Consider the following 16,604-nt stretch of genomic DNA (forward strand, 5'->3'; position numbering starts at 1 on the left):
AATGAAAAATATTTTAATAACAGGAGGAGCTGGTTTTATAGGTTCACATGTGGTAAGGCTATTTGTAAACAAATACCCAAATTATAATATAATTAATTTAGATGCACTAACGTATGCAGGGAATTTAGAAAATCTGAGAGATATTGAAAATAAAAACAATTATACTTTCATTAAGGCAGATATTTGTGATTATAAATTAATGGAAGAAATTTTTTTTAAATATGATGTAGACGGAGTAATTCATTTAGCAGCAGAATCCCATGTTGATAGATCTATCAAAGATCCTTTTTCTTTTGCCAAGACTAATATAATGGGAACATTAAGTTTGCTAGAAGCATCTAAAAAGAAATGGGGTAATAATTATGAAGGAAAATTATTTTATCACGTTTCTACAGATGAAGTTTATGGTAGTTTAGGAGAGGATGGCTTTTTTACAGAATCTACGCCTTATGATCCACATTCTCCTTATTCAGCATCAAAAGCTTCTTCTGATCATTTTGTTAGGGCTTTTCAAGATACTTATGGTTTACCAACTGTGGTGTCTAATTGTTCAAATAATTATGGATCTTATCAATTTCCTGAAAAATTAATTCCTTTATTTATTAATAATATATGTAATGATAAACCCTTGCCAGTTTATGGTAAAGGGGAGAATGTACGTGATTGGCTTTTTGTTGATGATCATGCAAGAGCCATAGATGTTATTTTTCACAAAGGTAAATTAGGAGATACATATAATATTGGAGGATTTAATGAGTGGAAAAATATCGATTTAATAAAAGTTTTAATTAAAACGGTAGATAAACTCTTGGGGAGAGAGGAAGGAGAATCATTAAAATTGATTACTTATGTTACTGATAGAGCAGGACATGATTTTAGATATGCTATTGATTCAAGTAAATTGAAAAATGAATTAGGATGGGAACCATCTTTACAATTTGAGGAAGGTATAGAAAAAACTGTTAAATGGTATTTAGAGAATAAAGATTGGATAAATAATGTAACAAGTGGTGATTATCAAAAATATTATACAGAAATGTACAATAATTAAATTCTATAATGTCTAAAGTAATAAATCATTCTATTGATAAATCCAAAGTTTTAGTTACCGGACTTACAGGTTTTGTAGGATCTAATTTAAAAGAGTATTTAAATAATGATTATGAAGTAATAGGAGTATCTAGAAAAAAGACTTTAGATTTAATTACTTATAATGATTTAAATGTAGAATTATTAAATAAGTCGAAAGCTTTTATTCATTTAGCAGGTAAAGCTCATGATTTAAAAAATACAGCTAATGATGAAGAGTATTTTGAGGTGAATACTGAGCTAACAAAAAAAATATTTGATACCTTTTTAAATAGTAACTGCGAGATCTTTATATATATGAGTTCTGTAAAGGCTGTAGCAGATGAAATCGAAGGGGAGTTGTTAGAAGATTATAAACCTTCTCCAGTTACAGTTTACGGAAAATCTAAATTAGCTGCAGAGAATTATATTTTATCTAAAAAAGTTTCTGATAACAAAAGAGTATTTATTCTCAGACCCTGTATGATTCATGGACCAAATAATAAAGGAAATTTAAACTTGTTATATTCGTTTGTTTCTAAAGGAATTCCTTATCCTTTTGGTAAATATGAAAATAAGAGATCATTTTTATCAATTCATAACCTATCTTTTGTAATTCAACAGTTAATTCAAAATACAGATATTTCCTCAGGAGTGTATAATGTATCAGATGATAAGCCTATATCAACTACAGATTTAGTAAAAATAATAGGACAAAGCATAGATAGAAGAGTATCGATTTTAAATATACCTAAATTTTTAATAGGTATACTTGCTAAGTTAGGAGATGTTTTTCCTTCACCTATTAATTCAGAAAAGCTCCAAAAACTTACTGATAACTATATTGTTTCAAATACTAAACTAAAACAAGCCATGGCAAAGGATTTACCTCTATCAACTATGGAAGGAATAACACTAACAATTAAAAGTTTCAATAAATAAAATACATGATACGTTTATTAGATTTTATATTTTCTTTTTTAGGAATTTTATTTTTATGGCCAATAGGTCTTATAGTTTATATTTTAGGACTTTTTGATACAGGTTCTCCAATATTTAAACAGGAGAGAGTAGGAAGAAATCAAAAACCGTTTGTACTTCTTAAGTATAGAACTATGAGTATTAATACAAAATCAGTTGCAACTCATCTAGCAAGTAGTAGTTCAATTACTAAACTAGGATCTTTTCTTAGAAAATCTAAGTTAGATGAATTACCTCAACTTATTAATGTATTAAAAGGAGATATGAGTTTAGTAGGACCTAGACCAAACCTTTTTAATCAAAAAGAATTAATCAAAGAGCGTTCAGAAAAGGGAGTTTATGATTTTTTACCAGGTATAACTGGTTTAGCTCAGATAAATGAAATAGACATGTCTACTCCTAAAAAATTAGCAGAGACTGATGCAGAAATGCTTAAAACTTTGACGTTAAAAAAATATTTTTATTACATATTTGCTACAGTAGGCGGCAAAGGATCAGGAGATCGTATAAAATAAAAAAAGAGACTAAATTTTAGTCTCTTTTTTTATTATTTCATCTCTGTTTATTTAATTCTTTCCAGCGTTAAATCAGGATTATACTTCACCATAAATAATCCGTAATTAGATGTACTACCAAATAACTTCTTATCAAAAATAAATTTATTTCCTAATCGGATTGAAGCACCTTGCTTGTATGTTTTAGTTAATTCTTCACCAGATGCAAGTCGCATTAAGACATCTAAAGTAATATCAAATCCTCTAATAGCATATTCAGAAGGAATATCTTTATTGATTTTTCTATACTTCTTGGTGAACTCTTTTAAATTTTGATCTTCAGAATCTGTATAGTTATCAGTTATAAAAGCGAATCCAACTCTTGCTAAAGTATTATTATCTACATTATCATATGCAGCTCCTTTATTTATAGAGAAAACTTGTGCAGAAACTTTTTCAGGTAATACAACCATACTATTAATAGCATTTGCAACTAAAGCTTTATCATTAGACGTAATGATTACCCAATTATGAGAACCTTCTTTCATTTTGTCTGTAAAACGCTCTTTTTTAATATAACCTTCGTCAGGCTTTAATACATGTACTTCATTAATTGAGTCATGCTCTCTTAGAAGTTTAGTAATTTCTTTTGCGTGGTCATCAGAGTCAGTACTACCATCACTTACTATGAATATATTTTCTTTTGTGTAAATTTTAGTTAGATAATTTGCTAAGAATTGGCTTCTAGCATTGTTATCTGGTGCTGACTTAACAAGAGATGAAGAAGAAAATTGATCTTGTTTTTTAGAGTAATGAGGGAATACTACAGGAGCATCTGCTTTTTTAGCAACATATTCTGCTTTATCAGAATAAAAAGGACCTATAATAGCATCTACATTATCTAGCTTATCACTTTCAATAATTTGTTCAACTAAATTTCCTCTATTTCCAGTATCAAAGACAGATACATCAACATTTACTCCCGAACGTTTCACTGAATCAATAGCTATTTCACTTCCCATGTAAAAGTCTGTAATCAGATTAGCCAAATTAGCATCTCCGCTTCTTTTACTTTTTTTAGCATCAAAGATTTTTTCATATGATATGCTATCATACTCTTTTGCTCTAAAAGGCAAAAGCATAGCTAAGCGAATAGTATCTGTTGTGGCAATGGTATCAATGAACATTTTAATTTCATCAGTATCCAACTTTTCAGCAATATCTCTAATTCTTAGTACTTGTCCAACTTTTAAAACATTATCTGCAATTTCAGGATACTCTGGATTTAAATTCATTAATTCCTCTTTCGAGATATTATAGAATCGTGTTAATCCATATACAGTTTCTTTAGATTCAACAGTATGGGTAACATGATTTTTTAAATCTTCTTCTCTAGAAATATAAAATACTTTTTTCTCAGCTACTTTAACTTTTAACTCTTGCCCAACATCTAGATAGTTGTCTTTTAATCTAGGAAATTGAGGGTTAAGTTTTAATAGCTCATCCTTTGAAATATCATATGTTTTTGTGATTCTATATACTGTTTCACCAGGTTTTACAGTATGAGTTTTATATTCGTAAACAGTCCTAACGATTTGAGTTGAGTCAGGAGCTACCGTTGTATCATCATTAGTTAATTCCGTATCAGTAGCCTCTATTCCGTTGTCAGTAGTTTCTGTTGGTTTCTGAATTAGAGGAATATTTTTATTGTATTCTGGATTAGGTATAATTATAGTACTATTGGCTGAAGGAACATCACCAACGTCTGGGTTTAACCGAACTAAATCCTCAGTTTTTACATTAACACGTTTTGCGATGTCTCGCATAGTTTCCCCTTCTTTTACAGTATATGAGATATATCTTTTTTGCTGGCTACAAGAAGCCACTATTAAAGATAAAGCTATTGTAAAAGCCCAAAATTTAATTGTATTCATAAAATTTATCACAACTTAACCAGTGTTTATTCCCACTCAATTGTAGCAGGTGGTTTAGAGCTAATATCGTAAACAACTCTATTTACACCTTTTACATTATTTATTATTTTGTTAGATATATTCTGCAAAAATTCATAAGGTAAATTTACCCAATCTGCAGTCATACCGTCTGTACTTTCTACTGCTCTTAAAGCTACCACTTTTTCATAGGTTCTTTCGTCACCCATTACACCTACAGAATTTACAGGAAGTAAGATAGCTCCAGCTTGCCATACTTTGTTGTATAAACCATATTCTTTTAGTCCATTAATAAATATAGCGTCTACTTCTTGCAAAATACGAACTTTTTCTGAAGTAATATCTCCTAGAATTCTAATAGCTAATCCAGGGCCAGGGAAAGGATGTCTTCCTAACAACTCTGGATCTATTCCCATAGAACCTCCAACTCTCCTTACTTCGTCTTTAAAGATCATACGTAAAGGTTCTACCACTTTAAGTTTCATAAAGTCAGGTAAACCACCTACATTATGATGACTTTTAATCGTAGCTGAAGGGCCTCCATTTACAGAAACAGACTCAATAACATCAGGATAAATAGTACCCTGAGCTAACCATTTTGCATTTTCAACTTTAGCTGCTTCATCATCAAAAACTTCAATAAAAACTCTACCAATAGTTTTTCTTTTGGTTTCTGGGTCACTTATACCTTCAAGAGCATTTAAGAAACGTTCAGAAGCATCCACTCCTTTAACGTTTAATCCCATGCCTTCGTATTGTTTTAACACATTTTTAAATTCATCTTTTCTTAAAAGACCATTGTTAACAAAGATACAATGTAAGTTGTCACCAATAGCTTTGTGTAGTAGAACACCAGCTACAGTTGAATCTACACCACCTGAAAGGCCTAGAATGACTTTATCATCACCTATTTTTTCTTTCAATTCAGAAACAGTAGATTCAACAAACGAATTGGGAGTCCAATTCTGTCGAATCCCCGCGATATCAACTAAAAAGTTTTTAAGCAAAGTTTTACCATCCGTAGAGTGATATACTTCTGGATGAAATTGAATAGCATAAGTAGTTTCTCCTTCTATTCTATATGCTGCATTCTCTACATCATGAGTACTGGCTAACAAAATAGCATTAGCAGGTAATTCTTTTATAGTATCTGAATGGCTCATCCAAACTTGACTTCCTTCGTTAATTTCAGAAAAGAAACTTTCTTCTTTCTTAATGAAAGATAAATTAGCTCTACCGTATTCTCTAGTATTAGAAGGAGCAACGAGTCCACCTGAAAAATGAGCTAAATATTGGGCTCCATAACACACAGCTAATAACGGTTTTTTACCTCTTATTTCTGATAAATCAGGATGAGGAGCCTCTTCTGAACGAACTGAAGATGGACTTCCTGAAAGAATAACAGCTTTAAATTGTGCTAAGTCTTGTGGTATTTTATTATAAGGGTGTATTTCACAATAAATATTTAGTTCCCTTACTCGACGCGCAATTAACTGAGTATATTGCGAACCGAAATCTAGTATAAGTACGTTGTGTTGTTGCATCCGCAAAAATAATAGTTTGAATTTATTTTTTGCAGTAATTTTTTAGTTTTTAATATCGATATACTATTGCATTGATATTCATACCAGCACCAACAGAGGCAAGCATAATAACATCACCTTTTTTTACGGAATGATTTTCGATTTTATTTTTTAATACTAAATCTAGTAAGGTAGGGACTGTGGCTACAGAACTATTACCTAACTTATGGATACTCATTGGCATGATATCATTAGGTACAGATTTTTTATGAAGACGATAAAAACGTTTGATAATAGCTTCATCCATTTTTTCATTGGCTTGATGAATAAATATTTTACTTAATTCATCAATTGCAATACCGCTTTTATCTAAAGCTATTTTCATTGCTTCAGGCACACGAGTTAAAGCAAATTCATATATCTTTCTTCCAAACATTTTAATGTAACGAATATTTGGATCTTCGTTTTTATTGTAAGAATTGCCAAAGAAAAGATGATAAGCTTCGTCCTTAGCAAACGTTTGCGAAGCATGGCCTAAAATTCCACGATCAATTTCGTCTTCAAATGCTTCTACTATGCAAGCACCAGCACCATCACCATATATCATTGAGTCTCGATCGTATTTATCAATTACTCTAGATAATGTTTCAGAGCCTATAACAAGAATTTTTTTCGCTATCCTAGCTTTTATAAATGCCTGAGCTTGAATTACACCTTCAGTCCAACCTGGACAACCGAATAAAATATCGTAAGCAATACAATTAGGGTTTTCAATTTGTAGTAAATGTTTTACTCTAGTAGCTAAACTAGGTATAATATCACTCTGAATTCCGGTAGTTTTTACATCTCCAAAGTTATGGGCAACAATAATATAGTTTAATTCCTCTGGATTAATTTTAGCATTACTGATTGCTTTTTCAGCTGCAAAAAAAGCCATATCAGAAGCAGTATATTTATCTTCAGCATATCTTCTTTTACTAATACCAGTAATGGTTTTAAACTTTTCAATTATGGTGCCATTTTCAGCATTGAAAGGTGTTCCATCAGCATTTAAAAATGTATTGTTTATAAATTTATTGTTGTCCTTCTCTACAGTTGGAATATAACTTCCCGTCCCAGTTATTACTACCTTCATTGTCAAAATTTATATTTAGGGTAACAACAAATAAACAAGTTTTATAGCTGTAAACCTATTTATATGTAAAAGGATCTTTGATTTTTATTATATTCTTATTTTGAGCTTCTCTTTTTTTGAATTTAATAATTTTAAAGTATGTAAAATGAATATATCTCAATTTTGTTTTTAGTGAAAAAGCTATTTTTTTGAATTAATCTCTTTATTTCATTGTTTTTTTTGATGAAATCTTAAAAATTAACCTATGTTAATGAGAAGTTATAAATATGTGCTGTTGAACGAAAAAGGAAGTAAAGAAGCAACTGATTTTGTTTTTATAATTTTTCCAACTTCTCCCATAAATAGAATCTCTATTGGTTCGTCTTGGTTAAATTCATATTCATATAAAACTTGTCTACAAGCTCCACAGGGAGGTACAGGATTATTTACTTCTATTTCTTCGGAAGCGCCTGTCAGTGCAAGTTTTAATACTTTAACATTTGGGAATTCTGAGCTAGCTTTCCATATAGCTACTCTTTCAGCACACATTCCAGAAGGATAAGCAGCATTTTCTTGATTATTACCAGAAACTATAGTGCCATTTTCAAGTAATAAAGCTGCTCCAACTTTAAATTTTGAATAAGGAGCATAAGCTTTTTCTCTAGCTATTATAGCTTGCTCAATTAAATGCTTGTCTTTAGCATTTAATTCAGATAAGTTATCATATATAGTTGCTTCAGCAGAAAAATTAATCTTTTTCATGTATGTAAATAGTTTGAGGTAAAAAAAGCAGTCGTAATTACGACTGCTTTTTAATATTTACATAAAGATATGTATTATTTCTTAATCTTCATAAATTGCTCCTAAATCAAATGATAAAGAAAAACGTAATGTGTTTTCTAATGGATTGTTAACATCAGAAGTGTTAATCAAATATGATAAATCAACAGAAAATGCTTGAGCAGTAAACCCAGTACCTAAAGTAAAAAACTGTCTGTTTCCTTTAGTTTCACTTTCATTAAAGTAACCTGCTCTAACAGCAAATGCATTATTATATTTATACTCAGCACCTAAAGACCAATTAACTTCTCTTAACTCTTCACTAAAAGATCTATCAAGTAGAGAGGTGAACATACCTTCAAACCATCCTCTTTCTGATGCACTACCACTAGAAGGAACTAATAATTTTCTGAATTCTACGTTTACTCCTAACGTATTAAAATCGTCGAAAATGAAATCAAATCCACCACCAAGTTTAGCTATTGTTGGGATAAAATCTTCTTCACCTGGAGAATATTCAACTTTAGGACCAATATTAGCTACATTTAAACCAATGCGATAACGTCCGTTGAACGTTCCAAAGTTTTCTTCATCAGATTGATAATATGCAGCAATATCAACAGCAAAAGAATTTACAGCTTCTAATCCTGAGTTTACGTCTAAATTTGAATTCACATATTTAAGACCAACAGACATAGATATTTTATCACTCAATTTTAAAGCATAATATCCAGATATAGCTAATTCTGTTGGGTTGATACTATTTAAACTAGCTCCACTAGCATCAGTTAAATCTATTTGACCTAAAGAGAAAAACTTTAAATCCGCACCCCATGCACTAGTTTCACTAAATCTATTTACTACAGACACATTACCAGCAAAAATATCATCAGTTAAGTTACGTAACCAAGGCACATAACTTAAACCTATACTCATTCCATTTTTGTTGAATGCAATTTTAGCAGGGTTGTGGAATAAAGAGTAAGCATCTGGAGACGTTGCAACTCCAATATCTCCCATACCTCCAGCTCTTGCGTCTGAATTAATTTGTAGAAAAGGTAAGGCAGTAGTTAAAGCTCCTTCCCCTGATTGCGCAATAGACTTACCTGAAATAATAAGTAAGGCTAGTAATAGTATTTTTTTCATTTTGATTAACATTATTTAGACAAATATATGACTTTAGACTCGATTATAGTATAACTAATTTTTCGTATTTCTCTGTTGTTAGGTTGTTTACTTGTGAAGTGACTTTTAATTTATAAACATAAACTCCTTTACCAATTTTATTTCCAAAGTCATCTAAACCATTCCAAGTTATAGATCTAGATAGTCCTCCCGTGGTTTGGACTGATTGATTAATTGTTTTGATTAACTTACCAGCTACTGAGAAAATCTGAACTTGAACATCTAAAGGTTCGTTTGGTTTATTATGGTTGAACCAAAACTCGGTATAATTAACAAACGGATTAGGATAATTTAATACGTTTTCGAGTAATAGTTTAGTATCACTTACAACCTCAAAATTTAACGTAGCTTCTGAAGAATTATTATAGGTATCCCATGCTTTTATTTTTAAAGTATGGTTGCCTACTTCTAAATCTCTAAATCTGAATGTTACTTTTCCTTTAGTGAAATCATTAAGTTCAGTTTCATAAAAATCATTAAGAATAATTGGTTCCGATTGATTTCCATCTAGAATAGCAACAATATCATGGTCTACAGCAGTAACAGAAGTATTTATTCCACTAATGTCTGATAATTTTACAATTAAGTTAGGAGATGAATTGGTGGTGCCTCCATCTATGAAAGATTCATCATTCATAAAAAGAGCAACTTCAGGTCCAGTTGTATCATCAGGAGCATTCTCATTAATTCCCCCTACAGTAATGTCAAAATTCACACCTGATTTATCTTCAGATTCGTTTTGAGCATACAAACTTATTTTACCTTTTCCATTAGTGATTTTAATATCTTTAGGTACAATGAATTCAAATTCAAATTGACCGTTAGTTACTGAAGATTTTCCTCTGAAAATTTTACTTTCTTGAGAATCAAAAGTATTTGTAATTCCAAACCCATCATTATCAAGTGTGGTTTTGTCTATGGGTTTATCAAAAATTGTAGTAAAAACAGTACCATTGAAATTAGTCAATGGAGTACTACTATTATTAGTTACGATTCCCTCTAATTTTATTTTTGAAAGTGCTTTTAGGGAGTCAATAGGTTGAGAAATATCAACTCCATTAACTTTAGTGATTCGTACATCTGGTTTCGGAATAGCTAATCGCATAGCAGGGTCCCCAAAAAAGAATATAAAAAAGCGTTGACTACTAGTAGTTTCGTTTTTAGTTCTGATTAAGTTTTCTGCTATTGTATTATTATTGTTTTCAAAATCAAAAACATATTTTGCTAGCTCTTTATTGATTGCTTCTCCTAAAAAAATAAAAATTTCTCTTGTAGTAGTAATCATACTAACTGCACCACCTTCAGTATTTAAAAAAAGTTGTTCTCCTGCAGTATCTCGTAATGGATTATCAAATCTTGAAAATTCACATGTTACAGTAATGAAGAGAGGTAAGGTTTTAGCATTTTTAAATTCTTGAATTTGTGGTACTTCTAAAATTCTTTCGGAAGCAAGTCCGTCTTCACCGCCATGTCCGAAATAATCAAAAACTAAAGAACCTTTTTCCATAGCATTAGAAATAGTGCTTTTCACTTCAGGATAACGTTCGCCTCCAGAAGAAGTTTCTTGTTTAAAGGCGTCGAGATAAATTTTATTGACGTTAAAAATAGGTTTGTATTTTTTTATACTATCTGCTACTTGTTCTAAACCAGACTGTAAACTAACATCAGAATTATCATCAATATCATCCGCAATTAAAGTTACTGTATTTCTCCAGTCTCCAAAAGAATCTTTATTATAATAGCTTAATATTTTATCTACTATTGCTCTAGCTTGTTGTGGAGTAGAAACTGGTATTCTACCTGAAGCAATATCAATATCATCGTTAGATAACATTCTACCATCACTATCGTTAACCATCACATAAAAATCATCTGTAACATATGACGACACCAAATCAAAACTATCTTCAGCATGAAAAGTTGGTACAATATTATTATTTCCTCGTATTCTATCCTTAAAATCGTATGAAGAATCACCAAAGAAACAAACATATTTTAAAGGTTTGGAAGTAGAGTTGTCATATAAATATTTAATAAAATCTCTTATCCCTACTATGTCAGGAGATCCTGAAGAAAATTCATTATAAATTGCAGATAACTCAACAACTTTTGTAGTCAAGTTAGAATTATTTTGATGGTAATCTGCCAACCGTTGGGCTTCATTTAGTAATTCATTAGAAGTGATTACAAGGTATTCAATATTGGAAAGGCCATGAAGGTTTTGATTTTTTATCAAAGAGTTATTTATCGTTTCAGGAGTGAAAAAATCATTTTCATTTAATACTATATACTCACCAAGTGTTCCTCCATTGGCTTTGAAAACAAAGTTTGTGCCGCTTCCTTCATTACTCAATAGAATCGGATTTACTGAATTTGATACATCCCAAACTTGAAAAATAGCTGAAGAGTTTTCAATTTGATATGAAACAGTCTCATTTGTTTTTGCTTGATTGAAATTTCTAAATGAAAACTGTTTATTGTTAGCAACTAATCTCTTTTTACCAATAATCTCAATGTAGTCAAGGTAAGCATTAGCCGAAGGATTTCCATTGTTGTTATAAATAATATCAACATTGATATTGTTTGATGTAGTATTAGCAATGCCTCTTGTTTCTCCATACCTAACTTTAGTTAAAGAACCGTTTATTAGAGGAGGGAAATTAATATTTGTCAAATTAGCATTATTAACGGTAACGCCTATACTAGAAGATGTGTTAGATTGTGCAGCGGCAGTAACTTTTACGTTTAAGTTAGAATTAGGTACTGGATTTTCAAAAGGAATAGAAAAGTTTTGAAAGTTATTGATGCCAAAACTTTCTCCGTACCAAAGTCTACCTACAGCAAGAAGGTTTATCAATTCTTTTTCATAAAATGTAAATTCATCAAAATCAGTAAAAGTACTTGTCGCGTTAGAATTAATAGAAGGAGCAGTGTTAATTCTTTTACCAGGTGATTCAGCGATAGTTATAAAGTAGTATGATTTATCAGAATAAATATTTTGCATATGATTGGCAGTATCATTTATGATATCTGCTTTCCAACTATGCGGACCTACTCCATAAAATAATATATAATCATCATCATTAAATATATTATCATTTTCCCCACTTACAAAAATTGAATTTTCCTGTAAATCATTAAACCTAAATTCAGAAGCTAATTCAGGTAGCATATTACCACCATTTCCATATATGCGAATATTTTTAGGATTAATAGCGTTTGTTCTAATCCCTAATTGCTGTAGAAAATTAGCATCAATTTTAAATACACCAGTAGTGTTAATTGAAAATTTATACCATTCACCATTTGTTAACACGGAATTACTATTTTGGCCGTGTGAAAGTAAAGCGCAAAAAAGAAGAATAAAAAGTGACTTTTTTTCCATAAAATGTTCTAATATAACGAGACCTTTATTTGGTTAGTATTCATTTTACAAGATTAATATAATAAAGTTAAAAAACAATCGTTAAGTTTTCAGTATTTGTAACGTAATTTATTATATTTACATGTTTGTTAAGAATTATAAATGTTGTAAATTGGCACACCCTAAAAAAAAGTAATACATGAGAAGTACATTCAAGTTATTAGGTTTACTACTTATCTCCACTATTGTTGTTTCTTGTAACAGTGCAAGAAGTTCTGGTAAATCGAACTTAACGGGTTGGAATTTTAATGATCCGAACTACGGTAACTATTTAAAAGGAGAATTTAAGGATGGTAAAACTCCTCCAGGTATGGTGCATATTGAAGGAGGTACCTTTACTATGGGATTAGTTCAAGATGATGTAATGTTTGATTGGAATACTACTCCTAAACAAATGCACGTACGTTCATTCTACATGGATGAAGCTGAGGTTACGAATTCTGAGTACGCTTTATTTATGCAGTACACTAAAGATGTTTTTCCTCCAAGTGATCCACAATTCAAACATATTTATCCTTCAATTTTACCAGATACTTTGGTTTGGAGAAAAGGTTTAGGAAATACAAACTTATTATCTGAGAGTTATTTAAGACATCCTGCTTATGCTGAGTATCCTGTAGTAGGAGTTACCTGGATTCAAGCAAATGAGTATTGTAAATGGAGAACTAATGCAGTTAACTTGAAGATTTTAATGGATAAAGGTGTAATCACAAATATTTTCAAAGAAGATTCTTTAAGTTTTAAAGGAAGAAATAATTTTGATACAGATGTGTACTTAACAGATCCTTATGCATTATTTGATGGGGATTCTACAATTTATAAGAAAGGTATTCCTGTACCAAGAAAAAAAGGTGAACCAAAACCAGCAAAAGATGCTTTTAGTGGTAGACAAGTAACTTCATCTGATGGTATTTTAGCACAAAAATTTAGATTACCTACTGAAGTTGAGTGGGAATATGCTGCTAAATCTATTTTTGAAAATAGAGAGTATAATAACATTAGAGGAAGAAAGAAATATGCTTGGACAGGAAAATATACTAGAAATAGGACTAATGCTAAAAGAGGAGATCAATTATCTAACTTTAAGCAAGGAAAAGGAAACTATAGTGGTATAGCAGGTTGGAGTAGTGATGGATCGGATATTCCTAATGCTATTAAAAGTTATCCTCCAAATGCTTTTGGATTATACGACATGTCAGGAAATGTTTCTGAATGGGTGTCTGATGTTTATCGTCCAATAGTTGATTCTGAAGCTAATGACTTTAATTACTTTAGAGGTAATATATATACTAAGAAATTAATTGATGAGAATGGAAAGGTAGTGATCATTGATGATAGCGAAGTAGAAATAGATACTTTAGTAAACGGAAAAATCACACCTAAAGGTTTACCAGGAACAATAAAGTATATCCCAATTACAAAGGATGATACTTATATGAGAAGAAACTATTCTTTTGCAGATAACTCTGATTTAAATGATGGAGATAAAAAATCTACAAAAGATTTCGGAGCAGAAGATGATCAAATATTACCAAGAATGTATAATTCACCTATAAGACCTGAGTTAGAAAGAGATTCTTTAGGTAATGTAATTTCTAATTTAGAATATGATAAGAAGAAGAGATCTACTTTAGTTAGTAATAAAACAAGAGTATATAAAGGTGGATCATGGGCAGATAGAGAATATTGGTTAGATCCAGCACAAAGAAGATATTTCCCAGAATATATATCTACAAATTATATTGGGTTTAGGTGTGCGACAGACAAAGTTGGTCCAATGGTAAGAGATCAGAAAAAAACAGCTACGCCTAGGTATAGTTATTCAAGAAAATAAAAACTATAATACAAGTATTTATATAAACCTCGTTATACAACGAGGTTTTTTTATTTTTGTATTATGAAGTTAGAAGACATTTACGAGTTATACACTAAACATTATTTAGTAGATACAGATACTAGAAATATTAGAAAGAACACTATTTTCTTTGCATTAAAAGGAGGTAATTTTAACGGTAATGCTTTTGCCGAAGAAGCTCTAAATAAAGGGGCTTTATATAGTGTAGTTGATGAAAAAGAATACCAGACAAAACCAAATATAATCTTAGTTGATAATGTTTTAGAAACACTTCAGAAGCTAGCTAATTTTCATAGAAAAAAGTTGGCTATACCTATTATTGGACTCACAGGGAGCAATGGAAAAACAACTACAAAAGAGCTTATTAATGTTGTTTTAAAAGAGAAGTTTAATACCTATGCTACTAAAGGTAATTTAAATAATCATATAGGTGTTCCTTTAACATTATTAAGTATGAATCCTAATACGGAAATAGGTATAGTTGAAATGGGAGCTAATCATCACAAAGAGATTGCGTTTTTATCAGAAATTTCAGAGCCAGATTATGGTTATATTACAAATTTTGGTAAAGCTCATTTAGAAGGTTTTGGTTCTGTTGAAGGGGTTATAGAAGCAAAATCTGAATTGTATGACTTTTTAATAAAATCTGAAGGTGAAATTTTTGTGAATACTAATGATCCTATTCAAGTTTCAAAAACTAAAAATGCAGATACTATTCCTATTTCGGTGTCCATAGAATATATTGACTCAAATCCTTACGTGAAACTCAATTATAAAGGAGTTGAAATACAGAGTAACTTAACAGGAAGATATAATTATAATAATATTGCTTGTGCAATTACAATTGGTAAGTACTTCAATGTTTCTGTAGAAAGTATAAAAAAAGCAATAGAAAGTTATATACCATCTAATAACAGGTCGCAAGTCCTCAAAAAAGGAACTAATGAGATTATTTTAGATGCATATAATGCTAACCCAACAAGTATGAAAGCGGCACTAGAGAACTTTTATGAACTAAGTAGTGAAAAAAGGAAGGTGGTCATTCTAGGTGATATGTTTGAGTTAGGAAAAGATAGTGCTTATGAACATCAAACAATTTCAGATATGACTGAAGACTTTAAATTTGATTCAATTTATTTGATAGGAGAAAATTTTAGTATGACTAATGGGAATCAACTTAAATTTAAAGAGTTCAATGATTTTATCAATGAACTTTCTAGTTTTAATTTAAAAGATGTTAATATTTTAATCAAAGGCTCAAGAGGAATGGCTCTTGAGCGTATTTTAGATCATTTATAATAACCTTATTATTTAAATGTTAGCTTTATGAAAATCTAATAAATTATCGATTGGCCTTTGTATTACGTCAGTAATACTAAGGTCATATTTATTAGCAATTTTTTCTAATATATCTCTGAAATAAAAAGCAATTGATCCAATAAAATAGATAGGAGTTTCTATTCCTTTATCGTATGGTAATATTCGGAATTTAAAAAATTCTTCAAACCCCTTTTTAATAGTCTTTTTTATATATTTTTCTTCTTTAAATTCAAACATAAATTTAGCAAAAGAAGCTAAATACATATTAGGATTCGGTTCTTTATATAAATTATGTTTAATATAATCGGGGTCCAGATTAAACTCACTTTCAAATTTTTTAGCTATTTTTTTAGGCATCTGATTATAGAAAAAATCACGTAATAATTTTTTTCCAAAGTAATTACCACTAGCTTCATCCATTACGGTATAACCTAAAGAAGCGGTAATCATCTCCATAGATTCTCCATTAAAATAACAACTGTTTGAACCAGTTCCTAAAATACAAACTATAGAAGGAGATGTTCCTGAGGCTGCATAAACAGCAGCAAGCATATCTTCAGCTACATGAATATCTGCATTTACAAATATTTCTTGCATAACATCATGTAATAACTGAACGGGTTTAGGTGTTCCGCAACCAGCACCATAGAAGAATATCTGAGAAACTTCGTCTTTAATATTAATAAGCTGAAACATATTAATGATCCTATTTTTTAGTTCATCTTTAGCAATTACAGCAGGATTTAACCCTAAAGTACGTACTCTAAATACTTCATTTTTATTATTATCTAAAGCAATCCAATCTGCTTTTGTAGAACCTCCGTCAGCTATTAAAATCATATTATTTTGGTTGTTGTTTAACTCAAATATATATTTTCAAATCTTTATATACAACAGGTAATAAAAAT

12 protein-coding genes are annotated in these 16,604 nt (G+C 30.3%); 5 read left to right on the forward strand and 7 right to left on the reverse strand.

Annotated features, from left to right (window positions below):
• Position 1 precedes the first annotated feature (1 nt).
• Genes rfbB through BVC87_RS09305 form a run of 3 tightly spaced genes read left to right on the forward strand, consistent with a single transcriptional unit; the run spans position 2 to position 2,564 of the window.
• Positions 2 to 1,051: a dTDP-glucose 4,6-dehydratase gene (rfbB, locus tag BVC87_RS09295; protein WP_075342099.1), complete on the forward strand. Its 1,050-nt coding sequence runs from the start codon at positions 2 to 4 to the stop codon at positions 1,049 to 1,051.
• 8 nt (positions 1,052 to 1,059) lie between these two features.
• The gene (locus BVC87_RS09300) at positions 1,060 to 2,010 is read left to right on the forward strand and encodes an NAD-dependent epimerase/dehydratase family protein (RefSeq protein WP_075342100.1); all 951 of its coding nucleotides are present in this window, start codon (positions 1,060 to 1,062) and stop codon (positions 2,008 to 2,010) included.
• Positions 2,011 to 2,015: 5 nt separating this feature from the next.
• On the forward strand, positions 2,016 to 2,564 hold the full coding sequence (locus BVC87_RS09305; protein ID WP_075342101.1) for a sugar transferase: 549 nt from the start codon (positions 2,016 to 2,018) through the stop codon (positions 2,562 to 2,564).
• Between the two features lie 47 nt (positions 2,565 to 2,611).
• Here BVC87_RS09305 and BVC87_RS09310 read toward each other — a convergent pair whose 3' ends face one another.
• From BVC87_RS09310 to porU, 6 genes are all read right to left on the reverse strand, one after another.
• A complete protein-coding gene (locus BVC87_RS09310; protein WP_075342102.1) occupies positions 2,612 to 4,477 on the reverse strand; it encodes a PBP1 and LysM peptidoglycan-binding domain-containing protein in 1,866 nt (621 codons plus the stop codon).
• 26 nt (positions 4,478 to 4,503) lie between these two features.
• On the reverse strand, positions 4,504 to 6,039 hold the full coding sequence (gene guaA / locus BVC87_RS09315; protein ID WP_075342103.1) for a glutamine-hydrolyzing GMP synthase: 1,536 nt from the start codon (positions 6,037 to 6,039) through the stop codon (positions 4,504 to 4,506).
• A 49-nt stretch (positions 6,040 to 6,088) separates the two neighbouring features.
• Positions 6,089 to 7,153 carry a 3-oxoacyl-ACP synthase III family protein gene (locus BVC87_RS09320; RefSeq protein ID WP_075342104.1) on the reverse strand — a complete coding sequence of 355 codons (1,065 nt, stop codon included), beginning with the start codon at positions 7,151 to 7,153 and terminating at the stop codon, positions 6,089 to 6,091.
• Positions 7,154 to 7,411: 258 nt separating this feature from the next.
• Positions 7,412 to 7,894, reverse strand: a complete 483-nt coding sequence (cdd, locus tag BVC87_RS09325; RefSeq protein WP_075342105.1) for a cytidine deaminase — start codon at positions 7,892 to 7,894, stop codon at positions 7,412 to 7,414.
• An 81-nt stretch (positions 7,895 to 7,975) separates the two neighbouring features.
• Positions 7,976 to 9,058: a type IX secretion system outer membrane channel protein PorV gene (gene porV / locus BVC87_RS09330; RefSeq protein ID WP_075342106.1), complete on the reverse strand. Its 1,083-nt coding sequence runs from the start codon at positions 9,056 to 9,058 to the stop codon at positions 7,976 to 7,978.
• A gap of 43 nt (positions 9,059 to 9,101) precedes the next feature.
• Entirely contained in the window at positions 9,102 to 12,482 is a 3,381-nt protein-coding gene (gene porU, locus BVC87_RS09335; protein WP_075342107.1) for a type IX secretion system sortase PorU, read from the reverse strand.
• Positions 12,483 to 12,660: 178 nt separating this feature from the next.
• Between porU and gldJ the strand changes: the two genes are divergently transcribed.
• Both gldJ and BVC87_RS09345 read left to right on the forward strand, forming a co-directional pair.
• The gene (gene gldJ, locus BVC87_RS09340; protein ID WP_075342108.1) at positions 12,661 to 14,355 is read left to right on the forward strand and encodes a gliding motility lipoprotein GldJ; all 1,695 of its coding nucleotides are present in this window, start codon (positions 12,661 to 12,663) and stop codon (positions 14,353 to 14,355) included.
• Between the two features lie 63 nt (positions 14,356 to 14,418).
• Entirely contained in the window at positions 14,419 to 15,675 is a 1,257-nt protein-coding gene (locus BVC87_RS09345; protein ID WP_075342109.1) for a UDP-N-acetylmuramoyl-tripeptide--D-alanyl-D-alanine ligase, read from the forward strand.
• Between the two features lie 12 nt (positions 15,676 to 15,687).
• Here BVC87_RS09345 and BVC87_RS09350 read toward each other — a convergent pair whose 3' ends face one another.
• Entirely contained in the window at positions 15,688 to 16,536 is an 849-nt protein-coding gene (locus BVC87_RS09350) for an N-acetylglucosamine kinase (RefSeq protein WP_075342110.1), read from the reverse strand.
• Positions 16,537 to 16,604 lie beyond the last annotated feature (68 nt).

It is taken from the genome of Tenacibaculum agarivorans (genome assembly GCF_001936575.1).
GTDB lineage: Bacteria > Bacteroidota > Bacteroidia > Flavobacteriales > Flavobacteriaceae > Polaribacter > Polaribacter agarivorans.